The sequence below is a fragment of the Xanthomonas sontii genome (assembly GCF_040529055.1).
GTDB lineage: Bacteria > Pseudomonadota > Gammaproteobacteria > Xanthomonadales > Xanthomonadaceae > Xanthomonas_A > Xanthomonas_A sontii.
In genome coordinates this window covers 3,940,765-3,963,852 of record NZ_CP132342.1, presented here as the reverse complement: position 1 = coordinate 3,963,852, position 23,088 = coordinate 3,940,765, and the positions used below count along the sequence as shown (strand labels likewise).

23 protein-coding genes and 1 pseudogene are annotated in these 23,088 nt (G+C 69.7%); 8 read left to right on the top strand and 16 right to left on the bottom strand.

Annotated features, from left to right (window positions below):
* Window positions 1-235: 235 nt before the first annotated feature.
* The 9 genes from upp to RAB70_RS16655 form a co-directional block, all read right to left on the bottom strand.
* Window positions 236-868: a uracil phosphoribosyltransferase gene (gene upp, locus RAB70_RS16695; RefSeq protein ID WP_017910423.1), complete on the bottom strand. Its 633-nt coding sequence runs from the start codon at window positions 866-868 to the stop codon at window positions 236-238.
* 124 nt (window positions 869-992) lie between these two features.
* On the bottom strand, window positions 993-3,158 hold the full coding sequence (locus RAB70_RS16690; protein WP_148830590.1) for a methyl-accepting chemotaxis protein: 2,166 nt from the start codon (window positions 3,156-3,158) through the stop codon (window positions 993-995).
* Window positions 3,159-3,489: 331 nt separating this feature from the next.
* Window positions 3,490-3,822 carry a non-heme iron oxygenase ferredoxin subunit gene (locus tag RAB70_RS16685; RefSeq protein WP_148827934.1) on the bottom strand — a complete coding sequence of 111 codons (333 nt, stop codon included), beginning with the start codon at window positions 3,820-3,822 and terminating at the stop codon, window positions 3,490-3,492.
* Window positions 3,819-4,355, bottom strand: coding sequence for a GNAT family N-acetyltransferase (locus RAB70_RS16680; RefSeq protein ID WP_148827933.1), 537 nt, complete (start codon window positions 4,353-4,355; stop codon window positions 3,819-3,821). The genes RAB70_RS16685 and RAB70_RS16680 overlap by 4 nt, the downstream gene beginning before the upstream one ends.
* A gap of 153 nt (window positions 4,356-4,508) precedes the next feature.
* Window positions 4,509-5,759: a cysteine desulfurase gene (locus RAB70_RS16675; protein ID WP_148827932.1), complete on the bottom strand. Its 1,251-nt coding sequence runs from the start codon at window positions 5,757-5,759 to the stop codon at window positions 4,509-4,511.
* Window positions 5,756-7,018 (bottom strand): Fe-S cluster assembly protein SufD, encoded by a 1,263-nt coding sequence (sufD, locus tag RAB70_RS16670; protein WP_148827931.1) that lies wholly within the window; start codon window positions 7,016-7,018, stop codon window positions 5,756-5,758. Before sufD ends, RAB70_RS16675 begins: the two co-directional genes overlap by 4 nt.
* Complete coding sequence (gene sufC, locus RAB70_RS16665; RefSeq protein WP_017909660.1) at window positions 7,015-7,782, bottom strand: Fe-S cluster assembly ATPase SufC; 768 nt, start codon at window positions 7,780-7,782, stop codon at window positions 7,015-7,017. Before sufC ends, sufD begins: the two co-directional genes overlap by 4 nt.
* 185 nt (window positions 7,783-7,967) lie before the next feature.
* Entirely contained in the window at window positions 7,968-9,410 is a 1,443-nt protein-coding gene (sufB, locus tag RAB70_RS16660) for a Fe-S cluster assembly protein SufB (protein ID WP_017915889.1), read from the bottom strand.
* A 15-nt stretch (window positions 9,411-9,425) separates the two neighbouring features.
* Window positions 9,426-9,884, bottom strand: a complete 459-nt coding sequence (locus tag RAB70_RS16655) for an SUF system Fe-S cluster assembly regulator (RefSeq protein ID WP_017913833.1) — start codon at window positions 9,882-9,884, stop codon at window positions 9,426-9,428.
* A gap of 196 nt (window positions 9,885-10,080) precedes the next feature.
* Here RAB70_RS16655 and RAB70_RS16650 point away from each other — a divergent pair, with 196 nt between their 5' ends.
* The gene (locus RAB70_RS16650; protein ID WP_010342011.1) at window positions 10,081-10,548 is read left to right on the top strand and encodes an SET domain-containing protein; all 468 of its coding nucleotides are present in this window, start codon (window positions 10,081-10,083) and stop codon (window positions 10,546-10,548) included.
* A gap of 97 nt (window positions 10,549-10,645) precedes the next feature.
* Entirely contained in the window at window positions 10,646-11,191 is a 546-nt protein-coding gene (locus RAB70_RS16645; RefSeq protein ID WP_148827930.1) for a type 1 glutamine amidotransferase domain-containing protein, read from the top strand.
* A 136-nt stretch (window positions 11,192-11,327) separates the two neighbouring features.
* Here the strand turns inward: RAB70_RS16645 and RAB70_RS16640 are convergent, their stop codons facing one another.
* The 5 genes from RAB70_RS16640 to RAB70_RS16620 all read right to left on the bottom strand — a co-directional run bounded on the left by RAB70_RS16640 (window position 11,328) and on the right by RAB70_RS16620 (window position 14,225).
* A complete protein-coding gene (locus tag RAB70_RS16640) occupies window positions 11,328-11,924 on the bottom strand; it encodes a DUF1439 domain-containing protein (protein WP_148827929.1) in 597 nt (198 codons plus the stop codon).
* Between the two features lie 89 nt (window positions 11,925-12,013).
* Window positions 12,014-12,313: a DUF3861 family protein gene (locus tag RAB70_RS16635; RefSeq protein WP_148827928.1), complete on the bottom strand. Its 300-nt coding sequence runs from the start codon at window positions 12,311-12,313 to the stop codon at window positions 12,014-12,016.
* A gap of 94 nt (window positions 12,314-12,407) precedes the next feature.
* A complete protein-coding gene (locus tag RAB70_RS16630; protein ID WP_148827927.1) occupies window positions 12,408-12,974 on the bottom strand; it encodes a M23 family metallopeptidase in 567 nt (188 codons plus the stop codon).
* Between the two features lie 4 nt (window positions 12,975-12,978).
* Window positions 12,979-13,683 carry a tellurite resistance TerB family protein gene (locus RAB70_RS16625; RefSeq protein WP_148827926.1) on the bottom strand — a complete coding sequence of 235 codons (705 nt, stop codon included), beginning with the start codon at window positions 13,681-13,683 and terminating at the stop codon, window positions 12,979-12,981.
* A gap of 143 nt (window positions 13,684-13,826) precedes the next feature.
* On the bottom strand, window positions 13,827-14,225 hold the full coding sequence (locus RAB70_RS16620; protein WP_026143706.1) for an HU family DNA-binding protein: 399 nt from the start codon (window positions 14,223-14,225) through the stop codon (window positions 13,827-13,829).
* Between the two features lie 288 nt (window positions 14,226-14,513).
* Here RAB70_RS16620 and RAB70_RS16615 point away from each other — a divergent pair, with 288 nt between their 5' ends.
* The gene (locus RAB70_RS16615) at window positions 14,514-14,945 is read left to right on the top strand and encodes an OsmC family protein (protein ID WP_017910837.1); all 432 of its coding nucleotides are present in this window, start codon (window positions 14,514-14,516) and stop codon (window positions 14,943-14,945) included.
* 233 nt (window positions 14,946-15,178) lie between these two features.
* Entirely contained in the window at window positions 15,179-15,784 is a 606-nt protein-coding gene (locus RAB70_RS16610) for a glycine zipper 2TM domain-containing protein (protein ID WP_017916410.1), read from the top strand.
* A gap of 96 nt (window positions 15,785-15,880) precedes the next feature.
* On the opposite strand, the gene RAB70_RS16605 is transcribed toward RAB70_RS16610, so the two are convergent.
* Window positions 15,881-16,759 (bottom strand): PhzF family phenazine biosynthesis protein, encoded by an 879-nt coding sequence (locus tag RAB70_RS16605; RefSeq protein WP_148827925.1) that lies wholly within the window; start codon window positions 16,757-16,759, stop codon window positions 15,881-15,883.
* Window positions 16,760-16,925: 166 nt separating this feature from the next.
* A pseudogene (locus RAB70_RS16600) lies at window positions 16,926-17,167 on the bottom strand (PhzF family phenazine biosynthesis protein); the annotation flags it as partial.
* A gap of 91 nt (window positions 17,168-17,258) precedes the next feature.
* On the opposite strand from RAB70_RS16600, the gene RAB70_RS16595 reads away from it, so the two are divergent.
* From RAB70_RS16595 to murD, 4 genes are read left to right on the top strand one after another with little or no spacing between them, the layout of a single operon-like run.
* On the top strand, window positions 17,259-19,868 hold the full coding sequence (locus RAB70_RS16595) for a bifunctional aspartate kinase/diaminopimelate decarboxylase (RefSeq protein WP_148827924.1): 2,610 nt from the start codon (window positions 17,259-17,261) through the stop codon (window positions 19,866-19,868).
* Window positions 19,852-20,304 carry a hypothetical protein gene (locus tag RAB70_RS16590; protein WP_148827923.1) on the top strand — a complete coding sequence of 151 codons (453 nt, stop codon included), beginning with the start codon at window positions 19,852-19,854 and terminating at the stop codon, window positions 20,302-20,304. The genes RAB70_RS16595 and RAB70_RS16590 overlap by 17 nt, the downstream gene beginning before the upstream one ends.
* The gene (gene murL, locus RAB70_RS16585) at window positions 20,301-21,656 is read left to right on the top strand and encodes a UDP-N-acetyl-alpha-D-muramoyl-L-alanyl-L-glutamate epimerase (RefSeq protein ID WP_148827922.1); all 1,356 of its coding nucleotides are present in this window, start codon (window positions 20,301-20,303) and stop codon (window positions 21,654-21,656) included. The genes RAB70_RS16590 and murL overlap by 4 nt, the downstream gene beginning before the upstream one ends.
* Complete coding sequence (murD, locus tag RAB70_RS16580; protein ID WP_148827921.1) at window positions 21,637-23,073, top strand: UDP-N-acetylmuramoyl-L-alanine--D-glutamate ligase; 1,437 nt, start codon at window positions 21,637-21,639, stop codon at window positions 23,071-23,073. Before murL ends, murD begins: the two co-directional genes overlap by 20 nt.
* Window positions 23,074-23,088 lie beyond the last annotated feature (15 nt).

The following is a 23,088-nucleotide window of genomic DNA, read 5'->3' as shown; positions in this document are numbered from 1 at the left end:
CGTTGGGTCTGGCAGGCGCGCTGCCGGCGTTGCGTGGCGCAGCGCCTGACTGGCCGTCAGGTCAAGCCGCGCGGCGCCGGCAGCGCGCCTGCCAGGCCCAACCCGAAGGGCCGCGATTGCGCGCGCCCATGGCCGGGTTATCGCTCGGGCGTGGACGCACATCCACTTCCTCGTTCTTCCTTGCCACAGGCATGCGCAACCGCGGCGCGGCATGCTCGGGGATTGATGACACGCCCTAGCCCAGGCGGGTGCCGAAGATGCGGTCGCCGGCGTCGCCCAGGCCTGGCAGGATGTAGCCCTTCTCGTTGAGATGGTCGTCGATGGCGGCGGTGTACACCTCCACGTCCGGATGCGCCGCTTCCAGCGCCTGCAGGCCCTCCGGCGCGGCGACCAGGAAGATGCCCTTGATCCGCCGCGCGCCGGCGCGCTTGAGCATGTCCACGGTGGCGATGAGGGTGCCGCCGGTGGCCAGCATCGGATCCAGGATCAGCGCGTCGCGCTCCTCCAGTCGTCCGGTGAGACGTTCGAAGTAGGGCACCGGTTGCAGTGTCTCCTCGTCGCGCTGCAGGCCGACCACGCTGACGCGTGCCGCGGGAATCAGCGCCAGCACGCCGGGCAGCATGCCCAGCCCGGCACGCAGGATCGGCACCAGGGTGATCTTGGCGCCGGCGATGCGCTGTACCTGGGTCGGGCCGGCCCAACCCTCCATGGTGTGGGTCTCGGTCTCCAGGTCGGCGGTGGCCTCGTAGCCGAGCAGGGTGCCCAGCTCGGTGACCAGTTCGCGGAAGCCCTTGGTGCTCAGCGCCGCGTCGCGCAACAGGCCGATCTTGTGCTGTACCAGCGGGTGACGGACTTCGACGATCTTCATGGGCGCGCTCGCAAGGGGGAGGCGCACAGTGTGCCGCAGCCGGCTCCGGCGCCGCCAGGTGTGGGCGCCAGCGCGCGGCGGGTGACGCGCCGGGAAGGCGCATCACCCGCCGTGCCGAGGCGACTCAGGCCGCGGGGTCGAGCACGTCGGCCGCGCGCGTGCGTGGCGCTGCTGCGCTGCGCGTCGCGGTACTGCGGGTGTCGATCTTGAACAGCGCCACCGCCTGGGTGAGTTGGCCGGCCTGGTCTTCCATCGAGCGCGCCGCCGCCGTGGCTTCCTCCACCAGTGCCGCATTCTGCTGGGTGGCCTCGTCCATCTGGGTGACGGTCTGGTTGACTTGCTCGATGCCCGCCGACTGTTCCTGCGACGCCGCCGAGATCTCGCCCATGATGTCGGTCACCCGCTGCACCGAGCCCACGATCTCCTGCATGGTCTTGCCGGCCTGGTCGACGAGAGCGGACCCCTCGGCGACGCGGCCGACCGACTCGTCGATCAGCGTCTTGATCTCCTTGGCGGCGTTGGCCGAGCGCTGCGCCAGGGTCCTGACTTCGGTGGCGACGACCGCGAAGCCGCGGCCCTGGTCGCCGGCGCGGGCGGCTTCGACCGCGGCGTTGAGTGCCAGGATGTTGGTCTGGAAGGCGATGCCGTCGATCACCGAGATGATGTCGGCGATCTTCTTCGACGAGGCCTCGATGCCGCTCATGGTTTCGACCACCTGGCCCACCACCATGCCGCCCTGCGAGGCCACCGAGGCGGCACCGACCGCCAACTGGTTGGCCTGGCGGGCGTGTTCGGCGTTCTGGCGCACGGTCGAGGTCAACTCTTCCATCGAGGCCGCGGTTTCTTCCAGGCTGGCGGCCTGCTGCTCGGTGCGGCGCGACAGGTCGTCGTTGCCGCTGGCGATCTCGCCGGCGGCCGCGCTGATGCTGCTGGCCGCGGTCTGGATGCGCGCGACGATGCCGGTCAATTGGTCGGTGGTGGCGTTGGCGTCCTCGCGCATCCGTGCGAACACGCCGTGGAAGTCGCCATGCATGCGGGTGGTGAGGTCGCCGGCGGCGATGGACTGCAGCAATGCCGACAGCTTGCCCAGATTGACGTCGCTGACCTCCATCATCGCGTTGAGGTCCTGCACCATCAGCCGGAAGTCGTGCTGGAAACTGGTCGCATCGCCGCGGGCGCTGAAGTCGCCGGCCGCGGCCGCTGCGGCCAGGCGCTTGATCTCGGTATTGATCGCCAGCAGGCTGGCCTTGGCCGCATCCATCGATTCGTGCAGCACCGCGCGGCTGCCGGGCAGGCGCCGGGCGTCGCGGCGCAGGTCGCCGTTGGCGTATTCGTTGAGCACGCCGATGGCATCGACGATGGCGTCCAGGTGTTCGAACATCATGGTGTTGATGCCCTTGCTCAGCTCGCCGTACACGCCCGGGAAGTCCTGCGGCATGCGGTGGGACATGTCCTTGTCGGCATGCAGTTCGATCATCAACGCGGTTTCGCTGGAGAAGCGCTGCAATTGGGTCTGCATGCGGCCCATCGCGACCAGCAGGCGGCCGGGTTCGTCGCGCGCCTCGGTGGCCACGTCGTTGTCCAGACGGCCGTCGGCGATGGCTTCGGCGGCACGGGTGGCGCGGGCCAGCGGCACGGTCAGGCTGCGGGTGATCAGCCAGGCCAGCAGGCTGCTGACCAACACCACGGCCAGGCCGCCGGCGATCAGCAGGAAGCGGCCGCGCGCCATCACCGCGGTCGCATCGGCGTAGGCCTGTTCACCGTTGTTGCGTTGCCAGCTGGCGTAGGCGCTAATCGCCTCGCGCCAACGTTGAGTCGCCGGCGCGGCCTGCTGCAGCAGCACCTTCATCGCGTCGTCGGACTTGTAGGTCAGGCCCAGTTCCAGCACTTGCTGGTTGACCTCGCTCGCCTGCGCGTAGGTCCGGTTCATCTGCTCGCGCAAGGCGCGATCGCGCGCGCTGGTGGCGGGGATGGCGAACAGCTTGGTGCAGTATTCGCGATAACGGCGCAGTTCCGTCACCATGATCTTGGCGAAGGCGATGTTCTCTTCCTGCGTGGTCGGCAGCACGATGTTGCGCAACTGGATGCCGATGTCCGAGCTGGCATCGAGCATTTCGTTGGTATAGACGATGCTGGACACGGTGCGGCGGGCGACGGTGTCCAACTGGCTGCGCGCCTGCGACAGGGTGACCAGGCCGCCGACCACCAGCCCGCAGGACAGCAGGATGAGCAGGCCGAACGCGATGGAGAGGCGTCTGGAGACGTTAAAGCGGTGCAGAAGAGCGGTCATGCTCTGGTCCTAGCAAGGGGAATGGGAGTACCAGGGGGGGGGCATAAGTAACCGATACGAAATGCAACGGATATTTCACGTAATCGTGACGAAGTTGCATATCCGTCTACATCGTCTCCCCTTATCGGCCGAGGGATCGGGATCTTGAATCGGATCGATCGAGATGGCCTTTCCATCCCGGTTGCCGCCTTGCCGGCGCGCACGCGCAACGTGCCAGCAAGCGTTGCGCTTGCTGCAGGTAAGGGCGCTTGATGTGGCGATCGCCGTGAGCGGCGCTGCAGAGATGACGAAGGACGCGGTTAGCGCCGGTTCGCGACGAAGACGCGTGGCCTCAACCGCGGTCGTCGCGCGTCCACAGCCCGCCGTGTTCGGACTTCACCGGGAACTTCGGCACCGGGCCGTAGGCCGGCGCGCACAGCGCGCGACCGTCGCGCACGTCGAAGCGGGCGCCGTGCAGCACGCACTCGATGCTGCCGGCGGCGGCATCGAAGGTGCCCGGCGACAGCTCGTAGTCCTCGTGGCTGCAGCGGTCTTCCAGCGCATAGAACTGGCCATCGAAGTTGAACACCACGATCGGCGTGTCGGTTACTTCGTCCCACACCGTCTTCATTTCGCCGGGCGCCAGTTCGCCGTCGGCGCAGACGAAGGTCCAGGTCTCGCTCATGCGGCACCGCCCAGCGGCTTTTCCAGCACCTCGAAACGCAGGTCGTCGCGGCGGGGCAGGCCGAAGCGCGCATCGCCGTACGGAAACGGCTTCTTGATGCCGGTGCGACGATAGCCGCGGCGCTCATAGAAGGCCATGAGTTCCTCGCGAAGATCGATCACGGTCATCCGCATCAGCGGCAACCGCCATTCCTGCCAGGCGATGCGTTCGGCCTCGGCCAGCACGGTCTTGCCCAGGCCGCTGCCCTGCGCCTGCGGCTGCACCGAGAACATGCCGAAATAGCCGGCGCCGTCCTCGTCGGCGACATGCGCGCAGGCGATCAATTCGCCATCGCGCTCGGCCAGCAACACCAGGCTGCGCGGACGCAGGATGTCGGCGCGCAGCACCTCGCGGTCGATGCGGTTGCCGTCGAGCAGGTCGGCTTCGGTGGTCCAGCCGACGCGGCTGCTGTCGCCACGATAGGCCGACGTGACCAGCGCGGCGATGGCGTCGAGATCGTCGACGGTGGCGGTGCGGAAGGTGAGCGTGTGCATGGGCCGATTCTAGGGCGTGCCGCCGGGAATGGGGAATGGTGAATCGGGAATCGAAATGCGCGCTCTCAAGGAGGCGAGGACACCTCTTGCCCGCCAGGCACAGTCCGTCGTGGAGCGCTTTGCCGATTCCCTGCTCCCGATTCTCGGCTTCAATCACCCCAACAGCTTGCGTACCTTCAACAGTGCCGCCACGAAACGCTCGATCTCGGCATGCGTGTTGTAGAACGCCAGCGAGGCGCGGCAGGTGGCGGCGACGCCGTAGAACTGCAGCAGCGGGTGCGCGCAGTGCTGGCCGGAGCGCACCGCCACGCCTTCCAGGTCGAGCAGGGTCGCCAGGTCGTGGGCGTGGGCGCCCTCGATCAGGAACGAGACCACCGCGGCCTTGCCCGGCGCGGTACCGAACAGGCGCAGGCCGTCGATCCGCTGCAGTTCCTCGGTGAGGTGCGCGAGCAGTTCGGTCTCGCGCGCTTCCACGTGCTGCAGTCCGATCCCCTGCAGATAGTCCACCGCCGCGCCGAGGCCGACGAAGCCGGCGATGTTGGGGGTGCCGGCCTCGAACTTGTGCGGCGGGTCGTTGAACACGGTGCCGTCGAAGCTGACTTCCTTGATCATCTCGCCGCCGCCCAGGAACGGCGGCATCGCCTGCAGGTGCTCGCGCCGCGCCCACAGCGCGCCGGTGCCGGTCGGGCCGCACATCTTGTGGCCGGTGATGGCGTAGAAGTCGCAGCCGATCGCGGCCACGTCCAGCGGTCGGTGCGGCGCAGCCTGCGAGCCGTCGATGACGCTGACGATGCCGCGCTTGCGCGCCTCGCGGCAGATCTCGCGCACCGGGTTGACCGTGCCCAGCACGTTGGAGACGTGCGCCAGGGCCAGCAGCTTGACGTCGGCGGTCATCGCCGCGCGCAGCGCGTCCAGGTCCAGCGCGCCGTCGGCGGTGATCTCGGCGACCTTGACCGTGGCGCCGGTGCGCTGCGCGACCAGTTGCCAGGGCACGATGTTGGCGTGGTGTTCCATGCGCGACACCAGGATGGTGTCGCCGGCGCGCAGCCGCGGCAACGCCCACGAGTACGCCACCAGGTTCAGCGCGAAGGTGGCGCCGCTGCACAGCACCAGCTCGTCGGCGCGCACGTTGAGGAAGCGCGCCAGCCGGGTCCGTGCGCCTTCGTAGGCCTCGGTCGCCTCGCTGCCGAGCGCGTGCACGGCGCGGCTGACGTTGGCGTTGTGGCGGCGGTAGAACGCGTCGGTCGCCGCGATCACCTGCAGCGGCTTCTGCCCGGTGTTGGCGTTGTCGAAGTACACCAGCGGCTTGCCGTGCACTTCCCGCATCAGCAGCGGGAAGTCGCGGCGGACCGCATCCCAGTCCGGCGCCTGCGGCGTGGCGCTGTGCGCGGCGGGCCCGTTCATGCCACGCCTGCGGCGCTCAGCGCCCGCTCCAGCCGTGCCAGCAGGCCTTCGCCCAGCGCCGGCGCCAGCGTGCCGACCGGCTCGCGGCAGAACGCGGCGGTCAGCAGTTGCTGCGCGCGTTCCTGCGGCAGCCCGCGCGAGCGCAGGTAGAACAGCGCATTGGCATCGAGCTGGCCGACGGTGGCGCCGTGCGCGGCCTTGACCTCGTCGGCATCGATCACCAGCACTGGCTGGGTGTCGATTTCGGCGTCGGCGGACAGCAGCAGGTTCTTGTTCGACAGCGCCGCGTCGGTACCGTCGGCGCCGTGGCGGATGCGGATGCCGCCATGGAAGGCCACGCGGCTGCGCCCGGTGGCGACACCGCGCCACAGCAGCTCGCAGGCGGTGTCGCGGGCGATGTGCTCGATGCCCAGGCGGGTGTCGAGCTGGCGCCGGCCGTTGCCGAGCAGCACGCCGTTGGCGACGAGCTTGGCGTTGTCGCCCTCCAGGCGCACGTTGAGTTCGTGCCGGGCCAGCGCGCCGCCCAGTTCCAGGTCCACACGCCGGTACTGCGCGTCGCGCGCCAGCACCGCATCGGTACGCAGCAGCGCGGTGACGCCGGCCGCCTCGTCCTGCACGCGGGCGTGGCTCAGTTGCGCGCCGGCGGCCAGGTGCACGTGCGCCAGGCTGTTGCTCAGGTGCGCGGCATCGCTGCCATGCAGATGGTGCTCGACCAGCGCCAGCGTCGCGTCCTGGCGCAGTTCGATCAGGTGGCGGTGGTGCCAGGCCAGGTCGGCCTCGGCGGCGGTGGAGACGAACACCAGGTGCAGCGGCTGCTCCACGCGCACGCCGGCGTCCACCCGCAGCACGCAGCCTTCGTCGGCGAGGGCGGCGTTGAGCTGGGCGAACACCTCGTCGCTGCGTTCGAAGCGGCGGCCGAGGAAGCGCATGGCAGCGTCGCCGCTGCGCAGGATGGTCGACAGCCGCTGCAGCTCCACCCCGGCCGGCAGGCCGCTCAGATCCGACAGCGCATCGCTGGCGCGGCCGTTGACGAACACCAGGCGCGGCGCCGGGATACCGTCGAGCAAGGCCGCGTCCACCGCCGGCGCGTTCTGCGGTGCAGGCGCGAAGCTGCGCCGTTCCAGTGCGCGCAGCGAGGTGTACTTCCAGGCTTCGCTGCGCGTGCCGGGCAGGCCGTCGCGCAGCGCCTGCTCCAGCGGCGCGCGGCGTGCGGCATCGCCGTGGAACGCGGCGGCCAGCGAGTCGAGCAGGGCGCTCATTGCACTGCCGCCTCGGGCGCCACGCGCTCCTTCAGCCAGGCATAACCGTGCGCTTCCAGCTCCAGCGCCAACTCGGGGCCGCCGGTCTGCACGATGCGGCCGTCGGCCAGCACATGCACCACGTCCGGCTTGATGTAGTCGAGCAGGCGCTGGTAGTGGGTGATCACCACGAACGCGCGCTCCGGCGAGCGCAGCGCGTTGACGCCTTCGGCCACGGTCTTGAGCGCGTCGATGTCCAGGCCGCTGTCGGTCTCGTCGAGGATCGCCAGCTTCGGCTCCAGCACCGCCAGCTGGAAGATCTCGTTGCGCTTCTTCTCGCCGCCGGAGAAACCCTCGTTGACGCCGCGATGCAGCAGTTCGTCCTTCAGGTGCAGCACCGCCAGCTTCTGCCGGACCAGCTTGAGGAACTGCATCGAATCCAGCTCGGCCTCGCCACGCGCCTTGCGCTGCGCGTTGAGCGCGGCGCGCAGGAAGTAGGTGTTGTTCACGCCGGGGATTTCCACCGGGTACTGGAAGGCCAGGAACAGGCCGGCAGCGGCGCGCTCCTCCGGTTCCAGTTCGAGCAGGTCGGCATCGTCGAAGCGCACGCTGCCGTTGGTGACTTCATAGCCGTCGCGGCCGGCCAGCACGTTGCCCAGGGTGGACTTGCCGGCGCCGTTGGGGCCCATGATGGCGTGCACTTCGCCCGGCTTCACCTGCAGCGACAGGCCCTTGAGGATGTCCTTGCCGGCGACGGAGGCGTGGAGGTTTTCTATGGTGAGCATGGGATGGTCCGTCAGAATTCTTTGGTGTAGCCCCTCTCCCACCGGGAGAGGGGTTGGGGTGAGGGAGCGGTGCGAAGCATCTCGCGGGTTTGGGTGTGCGAGGCTGCGCACGTACCCTCATCCGGCGCTTCGCGCCACCTTCCCCCGAAAAGGGGGCCGAGGTCCCAGAGGGAGAAGGAAAGGCGTCAGCCGACCGAGCCTTCGAGCGAGACTTCCAGCAGCTTCTTGGCTTCCACCGCAAACTCCATCGGCAGTTCGCGGAACACCTGCTTGCAGAAGCCATCGACGATCATCGACACCGCGTTTTCCTGGTCGATGCCGCGGGCGCGACAGTAGAACAACTGGTCGTCGCTGATCTTGGAGGTGGTGGCCTCGTGCTCGACGGTCGCGGTCGGATGCTTGACCTCGATGTACGGGAAGGTATGCGCGCCGCACTGTTTGCCGATCAGCAGCGAGTCGCACTGGGTGTAGTTGCGCGCGCCCTCGGCACTGCGCTCCACCTTGACCAGCCCGCGGTAGGTGTTCTGCCCGCGGCCGGCGCTGATGCCCTTGCTGACGATCTTGCTCTTGGTGCGCTTGCCGACGTGGATCATCTTGGTGCCGGTGTCGGCCTGCTGGCGGTGATGGGTCAGCGCCACAGAGTGGAACTCGCCCACCGAATCGTCGCCCAGCAGCACGCACGACGGGTACTTCCAGGTGATCGCCGAACCGGTCTCGACCTGGGTCCAGGTGATCTTGCTGCGCGCACCGCGGCATTCGCCGCGCTTGGTCACGAAGTTGTAGATGCCGCCGCGGCCTTCCTCGTCGCCCGGGTACCAGTTCTGCACGGTGGAATACTTGATCTCCGCGTCTTCCAGCGCCACCAGCTCGACCACCGCCGCGTGCAGCTGGTTCTCGTCGCGCATCGGCGCGGTGCAGCCTTCCAGGTAGGACACGTAGGCCTTGTCCTCGCACACGATCAGGGTGCGCTCGAACTGGCCGGTGTGGCCGGCGTTGATGCGGAAATAGGTGCTCAGCTCCATCGGGCAGCGCACGCCCTTGGGGATGAACACGAAGCTACCGTCGGAGAACACCGCCGAGTTGAGCGCGGCGAAGAAGTTGTCGCCGACCGGCACCACGCTGCCCAGGTACTGCCTGACCAGCTCCGGGTGTTCCTTGATCGCCTCGGACATCGAGCAGAAGATCACGCCCTTCTCGGCCAGTTCCTTGCGGAAGGTGGTGCCGACCGAGACCGAGTCGAACACCGCGTCCACCGCCACGCCGGCCAGCTTGGCGCGCTCGTGCAGCGGCACGCCGAGCTTGTCGTAGGTGTCCAGCAATTCCTTCGGCACCTCGTCCAGCGAGGCGTACTTCGGGCCCTTGGGCGCGGAGTAGTAGCTCAGCGCCTGGAAGTCGATCGGCGCGATGTCCAGCTTGGCCCAGTGCGGCATCGGCATCTTCAGCCAGTGCCGGTAGGCGGCCAGGCGCCACTCGGTCATCCATTCCGGCTCGTCCTTCTTCACGGACAGGGCGCGCACGACGTCCTCGTTCAGGCCGGGCAGGAACGAATCGGATTCGATGTCGGTGACGAAGCCGGCGTCGTAGCGACGTCCCAGCCGTTCCAGGATTTCAGCGTTTTCGGTGGCCATGGGGCTGCCTACAGGTCAGGTGGTCGCGAACCGCACGGCGATAGGACGCCGTTTCGGATCGCCGGAGGGGGGGAGGGGATGAAGCATCTGCGCCAGGGTCACGCCGCGCAGCGCGTCGGCGACCACGTCGTTGATCAGCCGCCAGTTGGAACGCACGCCGCAGGTCTGGGCGATGCTGCACTGGCTGCCGTGGTGGCTGCATTCGGTGATCGCCAGCGGGCCTTCCATCGCCTCGACGATCTGGATCAGGGTGATGGCGTCGGCCGGACGCGCCAGCCGGTAGCCGCCGCGCACGCCGCGCAGGCCCTCCACCAGGCCGGCCTGGGCCAGCGGCTTGAGCAGCTTGCTGACCGTGGGCGGCTCCAGCCCGGCCTGTTCGGCCAGTTCGGTCGCGCTCAACACTTCGTTCGGACGCGCGGCGAGCACGGTCAGCACGACGGTGGCGTAATCGGTGAGCTTGGTGACGCGGAGCATGGCGACGCGGTGGTTTTTCAATGCGGACCGAAATTGTACTCTTTTGCGCCGCAGCGTCCAACCGGGCCATTCATCTTTTCTTTCGATCGCGGCGATTGGGCGATCGCGGCGGCCGCGGTCGCCGGACCGGGAGGCGTGGACTTGGGATCGCGGGCGATGTGCGCCAGAATCTAGGCTTTCCTGTCCGGATCGCCGCATGCCCCGCAAGATCGCCGCCCGCAAGTCCCGCATCCATGGCAACGGCGTGTTCGCCGTGCTGCCGCTCAAGAAAGGCGAGCGGGTCATCGAGTACAAGGGCCGCCGCCGCAGCCACGCCGAGGTCGACCGCGACGAGGCCGGCGACGTCGAGACCGGGCACACCTTCCTGTTCACCCTCAGCGACGACTATGTGATCGACGCCAACTACGAAGGCAACGACGCGCGCTGGATCAACCACAGTTGTGCGCCGAACTGCGAGGCGGTGATCGTCGAGGCCGAGGGCGATGACCGCCGCAAGGACAAGGTGGTGATCGAGGCGCTGCGCGACATCAAGCCTGGCGAAGAACTCACCTACAACTACGGCATCACCCTGGCCGAACGGCACACGCCGCGGCTGAAGAAGATCTGGGAATGTCGCTGCGGCGCCAAGAACTGCACCGGCACCATGCTGCAGCCCAAGCGCTGAGGTCGCGTCCAGCCGTGCACGCCGCGCCGACGCGCGGTTCACGGCACTGCCACCGGCGCGTTTCTACGGTGGGGCTCCCCTACTCGAGGAGTGTCCGATGAGCGCAATGCCTTCCCTTGCCGGCAAGCAGGTGGCTGTCCTGGCCACTGACGGTTTCGAGCAGTCGGAACTGCAGGAACCCAAGCGTCTGCTCGAATCCTGGGGCGCCCAGGTCGACGTGATCGCGCCGGGCGATGCCGACAGCATTCGTGGCTGGAACAAGAAGGACTGGGGCGACAGCGTGCCGGTGGACAAGCGCCTGCAGCAGGCCCAGGCCGGCGACTACGACGCGCTGGTGCTGCCGGGCGGCGTCATCAACCCGGACAGCCTGCGCACCGAGCCGACCGCGATCGCCTTCATCCAGTCCTTCGCCAGCGCCGGCAAGCCGGTGGCGGCGATCTGCCACGGGCCGTGGCTGCTGGCCGAAAGCGGGCTCGTGCGCGACCGCCAGGTGACCTCGTGGCCGTCGCTGAAGACCGACCTGTCCAATGCCGGCGGGCGCTGGGCGGATCAGGAGGTGGTGGTGGATGGCAACCTGATCACCAGCCGCAAGCCGGACGACATCCCGGCGTTCGCGCAGGCGGTGGCCAAAGCGCTGGGCTGAGGCCTGGCGATTCGCCTGCGCCGCCGCGATGGTGGCGGATGCGGGAGCCCCCCAGAAACAGAAACGGCGGCCGAGGCCGCCGTTTCTACGTGCGCTGCTGGTGGCGGCTGCCGCCGCACCCCGGACGTCGCGTGGGTCACTGCGCGGGAAGCATGCCCGCCGGCACCAGCTTGCCGATGTCCTGGTTGAAACGCACCACCAGCGAACCGTTTTCCACGCCGGCCGACTGGATCTGCACATCGCCCAGCATCGCGGTCAGGCGCGGATCGAGCTTGTAGATCGGCTCCTTGCGCGCGTAATCCTCCAGCCAGGCATTGAGCAGCTCACGCGTATTGGCGTCGAGCTTGCCGCCATTGGCAGCCGGGCGGAAATCATCGATGGTCGGGGACTGCAGGTGGAAGCTCTGGCTCTGCGGGTCATAGCGCAGGGCGCTGGTCAGCAGGACCTGGCCCAGTGGCGTCGGCGTGCCGCCGCCGGTGGCCATGCTCAGGTCGAACTGCATCTTCAGGCGGTCGCCCGGCGGCAGGCTCAGCTTCGGATCGCGGACGGTCATCTTGAGCAGCCCGCCCAACGCCTTGTGCGTCTGCGGGAAGCTGCTGTCCAGGTAATGCTGCACGTCGGCGGCACCGACGCTGACCTGGTGGCCCTGGATGGTCGGCTCGGCCTGGGCCTGGGTGGCGACGGCGAGCGCCAGCAGCGCCGCCGCGCGCAGGGTGAACTTGCGGAAGATCATCGGGAAGCCCTGGGCGAACGAGAGGAATTCACCATAACGGTGGCCGGTGAATGCGCGATTAGCGGAACCGGCGGCGCGGGAGTCGTCGCTCAGGCGGCCGGCAGCGCCAGCCGTGCCAGTAGCGCGTCCAGCGCCGGCTGCAGCGGCGCCAGCAGTTCACGCGCCTCTCCCTCGCTGCGCTCGCCCAGGCCGCGCAGCAACTGCGTACCGACGATCAGTGCGGCGTGCTCGTCGCCGCGCAGTCCGGGCTGGCGCTGTGCCGCCTCGAGCAGGCGCATCCAGTCCTGCCGACAGCGCGCCTCCAGTTCGATGGTGCAGCGGCCCTGGCAGGGCAGGCCGTCGTCCTGGATCGGGGTGACGGTGACGCGGTAGCGTTGGGAGGCGGTCATGGCAGTGGCGCACGCGGGGTGTGCCTCCAAGATAGGCGCGCGCGAGCGGCACCACGAGCCTGTCGCTCGCGACGCTCTGTTCCAGTGCGTCCGTTCAGCGTGCCGCGCGCAGCAGCGGCAGCGGATCATAGGCGCCGCCCTCGGCGTAGACGCCATAGTGCAGGTGCGGCGGCGTGCCGCGCGCGTTGCCGCTGTCGCCCACCGCGCCCAGCGGGTCGCCGGGCTGCACCAGGTCGCCCACCTGCAGCCCCGGTGCCCACGTTTGTAGGTGCGCGTAGTAGTGCCGCTGCCGGGCCGGGCCCAGCACCCAGACCTGGCGGCCGCCGAGGCCGCGGTCGGCGATGGCCACGACGATGCCGCGTGTCGCCGACACCACCGGCGTGCCGCGTCTGGCGAAGATGTCCACGCCGGCGTGCTGGCGGTCGCGCCCGCGCGGCGCGCCGAAGGTGGCGGCCACGCGCCGCGGATCCACGCCTTCGACCGGCATGTGCAGGGCCGTCGGCGCCGGCGCGCGCGCCAACTCCCAGCCGACGCGCAGGCGCTGCGCCCACGGATGCCGCCAGGCCCAGGCGGCGGCGAGCGCCAGCGCAGCCAGCAACGCCGCACGCAGCAGGTCGCGGCGCAGGCGCTGTGCTGGCGAAAGCGTGGGCGTCGCGGCCATGCGCTCAGTCCGCGTGCAGGGCAGCCGCCTGTTGCTGCAGGCGCTGCTTCAGGGTGTCGTCGATGCCGAGCTGCCGCGCCAGTTCGTCCAGGTAGCTGCGCTCCATGAAGCCCTGTTCGTCGGCGGCGAGCAGGCTGGCCAGGTACATTTCCGCGGCCATCTCGGGACTGGTCGACGCGCGCGCCACCTCGGCCGGATCCAGCGGTTTTTCCAGTTCCGCATGCAGCCACTGCTGCACGTCGGCATCGTTGCCGTGGAGGCGGGCGAACTCGCCTTCGATCAGGCGGCGCTCGTGCTCGTCCAGATGGCCATCGGCCTTGGCCGCGCCGACCAGTGCGCGCAGCACCGCCTGGCTATGCTGCTCGACGTCCAGCGGCGGCAGCCGGTCCAGCGTCTGCGGTTCGGGTGCGGCGGCGCCGAGTTGCTGGCGTCGGTAGTCGCCGTAGGCGCGATAGGCCATCAGCCCCAACGCGGCCAGGCCGCCGTAGGTCGCCAGCTTGCGCGTGGTGCGGTGTTTGCCGAGCAGCAGGCCGAGTGCGCCGCCGCTGAGGGCTCCCTTGCCGAAGTCGGCGTTGAGCAGGCCGCCCAGGCCGCCGGCGCCGGCGTGCGCCGGTGCGGCAGGAGCGGCGGTGCCAGTCTTGCCCATGGTCTGGCCGGCGGCACCCTGCGCCGATTGCAGCAGTTGGTCGAGAAAGCCCTGTAGTTTCATGCAGGTGATCCTGTCGAAGGGAATCACCGGTATAGCGGCCGTCGCCTTAGCGGGCCGTCAACCCAAATGCGCAGCAGACACAAAAAAAACGAGACGGCCGGGGCCGTCTCGTCGGTGTGCTTGCCTGGATCAGGCGACGCTGCTCAGAGCGCGGCGTCCTTGAGCTTCTTCAGCGGGCGCACCTTGAGCTTGGTGGTGGCCGGCTTGGCGGCGAACCACTGCTCTTCCTTGGTGAACGGGTTGATGCCCTTGCGCTTCGGCTTGGCCGGCACGCTGACGGCGGTGATCTTCAGCAGGCCCGGCAGGGTGAACGAGCCAGCGCCCTTCTTGCTGACCGAACCGGCCACGGCGTGCTCCAGCGAGGCCATCACGGCGCGCACGTCCTTGGCGATCACGCCGCTGGTTTCGGCGATGTGGGCGACGAGCGCGGACTTGCTCAGCACGTCCTTGATCGGCTTGGGAGCGGCCGGCTTGGCGGCAGCCTTGGTCGCTACCTTCTTCACTGCCTTCTTCGGGGCAGCCTTTTTTGCGGTCTTTGCCATGATGTCCTGATTCCGTATTTGGTGGTTTGGGTCGCGCCGACCCCGTCGGCATGGCGAAATGTAGGGCATGTGCTACGCCGCGCCAATAGGCCGGAAGCAAAAAACGCGAATATTCGCCGCGACCGACGCCTTTTTTGCCGAGGACGGCGCCGATGCCGGCACATCCGCGGCGATGCGCCAGGGCATTTTCGCTGCCGCGCGCCGCCGCCGCCGCCTTCGCGCGGAAGCACAAGCCCGTAACGCCGCCTCCCCTATGGTCCGCGCTCCACTCACCGACAGGAGCCTCGCATGGGCATTTCGCGTCACGCCACCGCGCATTGGGAAGGCGATCTCAAGACCGGCCAGGGCCGGTTGAACACGCCGCAGAGCGGCCTGCTGGAGAACACCCGCTATGCGTTCAACAGCCGCTTCGGCGACGAGAAGGGCACCAATCCGGAAGAACTGATCGCCGCCGCGCACGCCGGCTGCTTCACCATGGCGCTGTCGGCCAAGCTGACCGAAGCCGGCTTCCCGCCGACCGCGCTGGACACCCGCGCCGATGTCGACCTGTCGATGGAAGGCGGCCCCCAGCTTTCGCAGATCCGGTTGAAGGTCAAGGCCGTGGTGCCCAACATCGACGCCGCGCGCTTCCGCGAAGTGGCCGACGACGCCAAGCAGAATTGCCCGGTGTCCAAGGCGCTGAGCGCGGTGCCGATCAGCCTGGAAGCGGAACTGGGCTGAGGAATCCCCGGCGCGGCCCGGCGGCATGCCGGGCCGCGCGCGTGCGGCGCACCTGCGCCGCCGCCGATGGCAGACCAGGACGCGTTGCGCCTCTGCACCGTCCCGTGTGGCTCGATCGATCGCTAGCTGTCGCGCCACTAAATGTGCGCGCCACAGCCGTCCCTATTCAGTCTGGTTTCACCGCATCGGATCGAGCATGCAGTCGCGCGATCCACGCGCTTGGAACCATCGCCATGAACAAGCTCTCGACCCGTCTGTTGACCGCTGCGCTCGCTGTCGGCGTCATCGGCTCCGCCGCCGCGCAGGATTACGGTTACACCCGCTACGACGACTACCGCGACCGTGGCTACGCGTCCGGCACCTACGAATATGCGCGCGTGGTGCGCGCCGATCCGATCATGGTGCAGGTCAACGGTCCGCGCGAGACCACCGAGCGCTGTTACGACCGCCCGGCCTCGGGCAGCTACGCCAGCGACTACGGCTACCGCGGTACCGATGGCGGCCGCACCGCCTCGTCGGTGGTCGGCGGCATCGCCGGCGCCGTGCTGGGCAGCCGCGTCGGCGGCGGCAATGGCCGCTTCGTCGGCACCGCCGTCGGCACCATGCTCGGCAGCCTGGCAGGCCGCTCGATCTACGACTCCAATACCCGCGGCTATGGCGGCGGCTACGGTGGCGGCGTGGTCCGCGAATGCGACCCGGTGTCGTATCGGACCGAACGCTACGACCGCGTCGACGGCTACGACGTGACCTACGAATACGGCGGCCGCTACTACCACACCCGCACCGCCTCGCCTCCGGGCGATCGCATCCGTGTCCGCGTCGACGTCCTGCCCGACTGACGTATTGCCCGACTAAAACAAAGGGCGCCTCCTTGCGAGGCGCCCTTTGTTGTTGCGCGTGCGTTCGCGCCCGCGGTGCGGGGCGGCGGCCGGCGATCAGGGCCAGTCGATGCGGCCTTCGATCACCGTCTGCACCTGTCCGCCGGACCACACCTCGCCGGCCTCGTCGACGCACAGCGTCAGCAGCGCATCGTGGCCGACCTCGCGGCCCTGGCTGGCGACGTAGCGGCCACCCTGGCCGGGCAGGGCCTTGCTGTGATCCAGCCATGCCGCCAGCACCGCATTGGCCGCGCCGGAGGCCGCATCCTCGAAGCGCCGGCCGTTGCCGACGAACGCGCGCACGGCCACTGCATAGGCCTGGCCGCTGGCGCGCGCGTAGGCGAACACGCCCATGCTGGCGGTGCTTTCGGCCAGGGCGGCGATCGCATCCCAGTCCGGCGTCAGCGCGCGCAGCGCGGCTTCGTCGGCCACTTCGACCAGCCACCAGCAGCGGCCGCCGTCCATGCGCACCGGCGGCAGCGCGCCCAGCGTCCAGCCGCGCAGCGCCGCCTGCAGGCGTGGATCCGCGGCATCGGCGATCTCGGCCAGCTGCGCGCGCGGGGTGCGGATGGCGATGCTGCGCACTCCGCCATCCACGTCGACCCGCAGCGGCAACAGGCCGGCGATGCCGTCCTGGGTCAGCACGCCATCGCGCGGGCTGGCGATGCCCGCTTCCAGCGCGACGTGCGCGGTGCCGACGCTGGGATGGCCGGCGAACGGCACTTCCTTCTGCGGGCTGAACATGCGCAGACCGTAGCTGGCATCCGGCCGCGTCGGCGCGAACACGAAGGTGGTTTCCGGCAGGCGCGTCCAGCGCGCGATGGCCTGCATCGTGGCGGCGTCCAAGCCATCGGCATCGAGCACGACGGCCAAGGGATTGCCGTTGCCGGCGCGGGCGGAGAAGACATCGACCTGGAAGAAGCGGCGTGCGGCCATGAGGGGAAACTCCGGACTGCGGTGGGGGAGGCCGGAGCTTACCAAGCGATCTTGCCAGCGATCACCGCTTGCACCAGGCCGCCGATCCACACGTCTTCGCCATCGACCAGGAGTTCGACGCGGCTATCGCGCCCGAGTTCGCGTCCCTGGCTGGCGACGTCGCGCCCGCCGCCCAGGCTGCGCCGACGCTGGGGTGGCCTGCGAATCGCAGTTCGCCCTGGGGGTGAAGATGCGGATGCGGTAGTTCGCGCCCGCGCCGCGCGTCAGCAAGAAAACCGTCTCCGACAGGTTCGGCCAGGCCGCCAGGCGCTGCATGCGCGGGGCGTCCAGGTCGGCGGCATCGAGGGCCGCGCACGGTGGAGTGCCCACCCCAGGCTGGCGGAAAAGACGCCCGGTTGCGGCCAGCAGCGCGCGCTCATCCGCGCTCCGTTGGCAGTAGAATCGGGGGTTCCGCCCGCGCATGCAGGCGTTTTCCCCACATTCCAGACACCCCCACTCCATGTCAGCTTCCTCTCCTGTCGATCGCTGGATCGTCCTCAAGTTCGGCGGCACTTCGGTGTCGCGTCGTCATCGCTGGGACACGATTGGGACGCTGGCGAAAAAACGCGCGGAGGAGACCGGTGCGCGGGTGCTGGTGGTGGTGTCGGCCTTGTCCGGGGTCACCAACGAACTGACCGCGATTGCCGACGGCAGCGCCGACAGCGCGCAGCGCGTCGCCGCGCTGGAGCAGCGCCACCGCGACTTTCTGGCCGAACTGGAGCTGGACGCCGAGGCGGTGCTGGGCGAACGCCTGGCGGCGCTGCGCGGCCTGCTCGCCGATCCGCGCGCCGCCGAGCGCACGCTGGACTGGCAGGCCGAGGTGCTGGGGCAGGGCGAGTTGCTGTCCTCGACCCTGGGCGCGGCCTACCTGCGTGCCAACGGCCTGGACATGGGCTGGATGGACGCGCGGCAATGGCTGGACGCGCTGCCGCCGCAGCCGAACCAGAGCGCCTGGTCGCGGCGCCTGTCGGTGTCGTGCCAGTGGCAGTCCGATCCGCAGTGGCGCGCGCGCTTCGTCGCCCAGCCCTCGCGCATGCTGATCACCCAGGGCTTCATCGCCCGGCACGAGGACGGCGGCACCGCCATCCTCGGCCGCGGCGGCTCGGATACCTCGGCGGCGTATTTCGGCGCGCTGCTCGGCGCCAGCCGGGTCGAGATCTGGACCGACGTGCCGGGCATGTTCAGCGCCAATCCGCGCGAGGTGCCGGACGCGCGCCTGCTGACCCGCCTGGACTACTACGAGGCGCAGGAAATCGCCACCACCGGCGCCAAGGTGCTGCACCCGCGCTCGATCAAGCCGTGCCGCGACGGTGGCGTGCCGATGGCGATCCTGGACACCGAGCGCCCGGAGCTGCCCGGCACCAGCATCGACGGCAACGCCCGCACCGTGCCCGGGGTCAAGGCGATCAGCCGCCGCAACGGCATCGTGCTGGTGTCGATGGAAGGCATCGGCATGTGGCAGCAGGTCGGCTTCCTGGCCGACGTGTTCGCGCTGTTCAAGAAGCACGGGCTGTCGGTGGACCTGATCGGCTCGGCCGAGACCAACGTCACCGTGTCGCTGGACCCGAGCGAGAATCTGGTCAATACCGACGTGCTGGCCGCGCTGTCGGCCGACCTGGCGGAGATCTGCCGGGTCAAGATCATCGTGCCGTGCGCGGCGATCACCCTGGTCGGGCGCGGCATGCGCTCGCTGCTGCACAAGCTCTCGGACGTGTGGGCCACGTTCGGCAAGGAGCGCGTGCACATGATCTCGCAGTCGTCCAACGACCTGAACCTGACCTTCGTCATCGACGAGACCGACGCCGACGGGTTGCTGCCGATCCTGCACGCCGAACTGATCGACAGCGGCGCGATGCCGGTGGAAGAGACCGAGGTGTTCGGCCCGCGCTGGCGCGAGATCGCCGGCACGGTGCGGCCGCGGCCGGTGCCGTGGTGGCAGGGCGAGCGCGCGCATCTGCTGCGCCTGGCCGAGGCCGGCACGCCGCGCTACGTCTATCACCTACCGACGCTGCGCGAGCGCGCGCGTGCGCTCAAGGCGATCGCGGCGGTGGACCAGCGCTACTACGCGATCAAGGCCAACGCGCATCCGGCGATCCTGCAGACCCTGGTCGAGGAAGGCTTCGGCCTGGAGTGCGTTTCGCACGGCGAGCTGCGCCGGGTGTTCGAGATCGTGCCGGAGCTGTCGCCGCGCCGCGTGCTGTTCACCCCCAGCTTCGCACCCCGCGCCGAGTACGAAGCCGCGTTCGCGCTGGGCGTGACCGTGACCGTGGACAACGTCGAGGCGCTGCAGCGCTGGCCGGAGCTGTTCCGTGGCCGCAGCCTGTGGCTGCGCATCGACCTGGGCCATGGCGACGGCCACCACGAGAAGGTCAACACCGGCGGCAAGGCCTCCAAGTTCGGCCTGTCGGCGACCCGCGTCGACGAGTTCGTCGAGGCCGCGCGCGCTCTGGACATCCGCATCGTCGGCCTGCACGCGCACCTGGGCAGCGGCGTGGAGACGGCGCAGCACTGGCGGCGCATGTGCGACGAGCTGGCCGGCTTTGCCCGGCGCATCGGCAGCGTCGAGGTCATCGACATCGGCGGCGGCCTGCCGATCCCGTACAGCGCCGACGACGAACCGTTCGACCTGGAGACCTTCGCCCAGGGCCTGGCCCAGGCCAAGGCCGTGCATCCGGCGTTCCGCCTGGCGATCGAACCGGGCCGCTATCTGGTCGCCGAATGCGGCGTGCTGCTGGCCCGCGCCACCCAGGTGATCGAGAAGGACGGGATCCGCCGGGTCGGCCTGGATGCCGGCATGAACACCTTGATCCGCCCGGCGCTGTACGACGCCTGGCACGACGTGGCGAACCTGAGCCGCCTGGAGCAGCCGGCCGAGACCGTGTTCGACGTGGTCGGGCCGATCTGCGAATCCAGCGACGTGTTCGGCAAGCGCCGGCGCCTGCCGGCGGGCACCGCGCCCGACGACGTGATGTTGATCGCCGACACCGGCGCCTACGGCTACAGCATGGCCAGCACCTACAACCAGCGCGAACTGCCCCGCGAGGAGGCGATCGATGGGCACGCAGATTGAATTCGTCGCGGGCAGCGCCGCGGCCGGCGCGCTTGCGATGGTGGCTGCCACCGCGGTGTATCAGTCCGGCACCTCGCTGCCGTGGACCGACAGCCTGAAGTGGGCGTTGCCGGCGTTGGCCGCCGCTGCCATCGGCGCATGGTTGGCGGTGCGCTGGCAGCGCCGCGGGCCCGCGGCGAGCACCGGCGCGCTGGCCCTGCGCACCTCGCTCCTGGCCGCGTTGGCCTACGTGCCGGCACTGGCGCTGTATGTGCTGGTCGCCGTCCTGGCCTCCGCCGCGTCGGTGCCGGCCGGACAGCACTGGCAACTGCTGCTGATGGCGTTCGTATTCGGCTGCCTGCCGCTGCTGTGGGCCGCCTTGCCGTTTTCGATGCTCGAATTTCTTCTGTGCCGCCGCTACTTGCGGCACACCCGTGTGCTTGCAGGACGTCCATGACCGCTTTCGACAAACAGCAGATCGCCACCTTCCGCTTCGTGCGCTGCGGCTTCGACGCCGACAGCGGCGTGGCGCGCCTGGTCTATGCGTTCGACGACGGCCCGGAGCTGGTGGAGACCATCACCGTGCCCGGTGCGCCGTTCGCGCTCGACCCGGCGCGCGCGCAGGCGGCGCAGCGCGCGCTGCGCCTGCTGCACCTGATCGCCGGCGTCAGCTACTACAAGGCGGCGGTGCCGCCGCGCATCGTCATCGACGACTACGCCATCGATGCGGAGACCGCCGCGCTGCTGGACAGCGTGTACCTGCATGGCCTGGGCGAGTTCGCCTATCGCAATGGCCTGGACCTGCGCGGGCGCATCCGCTTCCCGGCGGCGGAGGCCGACGCGGCCGATGCGGCGGCGCTGGGCCTGCGCGACCAGGCGCTGGTGGCGATCGGCGGCGGCAAGGATTCGCTGGTCAGCATCGAAGCGCTGCGCGCGGCCGGCGTGGCGCAGACGGTGACCTGGATCGGCGGCTCGCAGTTGATCCGCGCCTGCGCCGAGCGCACCGGGCTGCCGACCTTGAACATCGGCCGCACGCTGGCGCCGGAGCTGTTCGAGCTGAACCGGCAGGGCGCGTGGAACGGGCATATCCCGGTGACGGCGGTGAACTCGGCGATCCTGGTGTTCGCCGCGGTGCTGCACGACGCCGGCCAGGTGGTGTTCTCCAACGAGCACTCGGCCAGCTACGGCAGCCAGATCGCCGGCACCGGCGAGGTCAACCACCAATGGTCCAAGGGCTGGGCCTTCGAGCAGGCGTTCGGTACGCAGGTGCAGCGCTACGTGGCCGCGGACCTGCGCTACTACTCGCTGCTGCGTCCGCTGTCGGAACTGGCGGTGGCGCGGCAGTTCGCTAAAACCGACCATTACGACGCGCATTTCTCCAGCTGCAACCGCAATTTCCACATCCTCGGCGAGCGCCCGGCACACCGCTGGTGCGGGGTCTGCCCGAAGTGCCATTTCGTGTTCCTGGCGCTGGCGCCGTTCATGCCGAAGACGCGGCTGGTGCGCATCTTCGGCCGCAACCTGCTCGACGACGCCGGCCAGGCCGGCGGCTTCGACGCGCTGCTGGAGTTCCAGGACCACAAGCCGTTCGAGTGCGTCGGCGAAGGCCGCGAGTCGCGCGCGGCGATGGCGGCGCTGGCGGCGCGTGCGGAATGGAAGGAGGACGCGCTGGTGGCGCGTTTCATCCGCGAGATCCAGCCGCAGCTCGACCCCGCCGACCTGCGCGTGGAGCCGCTGCTGGAACTGGACGCGCAGCACCGCATCCCGGCCGATCTGTGGGAACGCGTGCGTGCGAATTTCGCAGCTTGAGTCGCAGCGCGTCGCGCTGTGGGGCTGGGGTCGCGAGGGCCGCGCGGCGTATGCGGCCGTGCGTGGCTGGGAAGCGGGAATCGGGAACGGGGAAGCGAGACGTGCGCTGCCGCTGACGGTGTTCTGTTCGGCTGAGGAGGCCGCGGAGATCGCCGCGCTGCACGATCCTGCGTTGCATGTCGAGACCGAGGCCACCGCCGAGCGCCTGGCCGCGTTCGATGTGGTGATCAAGTCGCCCGGGATCAGTCCTTACCGGCCCGAGGCACAGGCCGCCGCGGCGCGCGGCACCCGCTTCATCGGCGGCACCGCCCTGTGGTTCGCCGAACACGCCGGCGCCGACGGCGTGGTGCCCGGCAGCGTCTGCGTCACCGGCACCAAGGGCAAGAGCACCACCACCGCGCTGCTGGCGCACCTGCTGCGCGCCGGCGGCCATCGCACCGGCCTGGTCGGCAACATCGGCGTGCCGCTGCTGGAGGTGCTGGCGCCGATGCCGCCGCCGCAGTACTGGGCGGTCGAACTGTCCAGCTACCAGACCGGCGACGTGGCCCGCAGCGGCGCGCGGCCGCAGCTGGCGCTGGTGCTGAACCTGTTTCCCGAGCATCTGGACTGGCACGGCAGCCAGGCGCGTTACATCGCCGACAAGCTCGAACTGGTCACCCATGCGCGGCCGCGCATCGCCCTGCTCAACGCCGCCGATCCGCAACTGGCCGCCCTGCAGCTGCCCGACAGCGAGGTGCGCTGGTTCAACCGCGAGGACGGCTGGCACATGCGCGGCGAGGTGGTCTACCGCGGCGACAGCGCGGTGTACGACAGCGCGCAGGCGCCGCTGCCGGGCCGGCACAACCGCGGCAACCTGTGCGCGGTGCTGGCCGCCGTGGAGGCGCTGGGCCTGGATGCGGCGGCGCTGGCGCCGGCGGCCGATCGCTTCCGGCCGCTGCCGAACCGGCTGCAGACCCTGGGCACGCGCGACGGCGTGACCTATGTGAACGACTCGATCAGCACCACCCCGCATGCCAGCCTCGCGGCGCTGGAGTGCTTCCGCGGGCGGCGCATCGCGCTGCTGGTGGGCGGTCACGACCGCGGCCTGGACTGGCAGGACTTCGCCGCGCACATGCGCGATGGCGGGGCACCGCTGGAGATCGTCACCCTGGGCGCCAACGGCCCGCGCATCCACGCGCTGCTGGCGCCGCTGGCCGCCGCCGCCGGCTTCGGCCTGCATGCCGCGGCCGACCTGGCGGAGGCGGTGGCGCTGGCGCGCGCGGCGCTGGGCGAGCAGGGCGGCGTGGTGCTGCTGTCGCCCGGTGCGCCCAGCTTCGGCGCCTACCGCGACTACGTGGCGCGCGGCCGCCATTTCGCCGCGCTGGCCGGGTTCGACCCCGATGCGATCAGCGCCATTCCGGGGCTGGGCATCGCCTGAGCCTCGGCGCGGCGT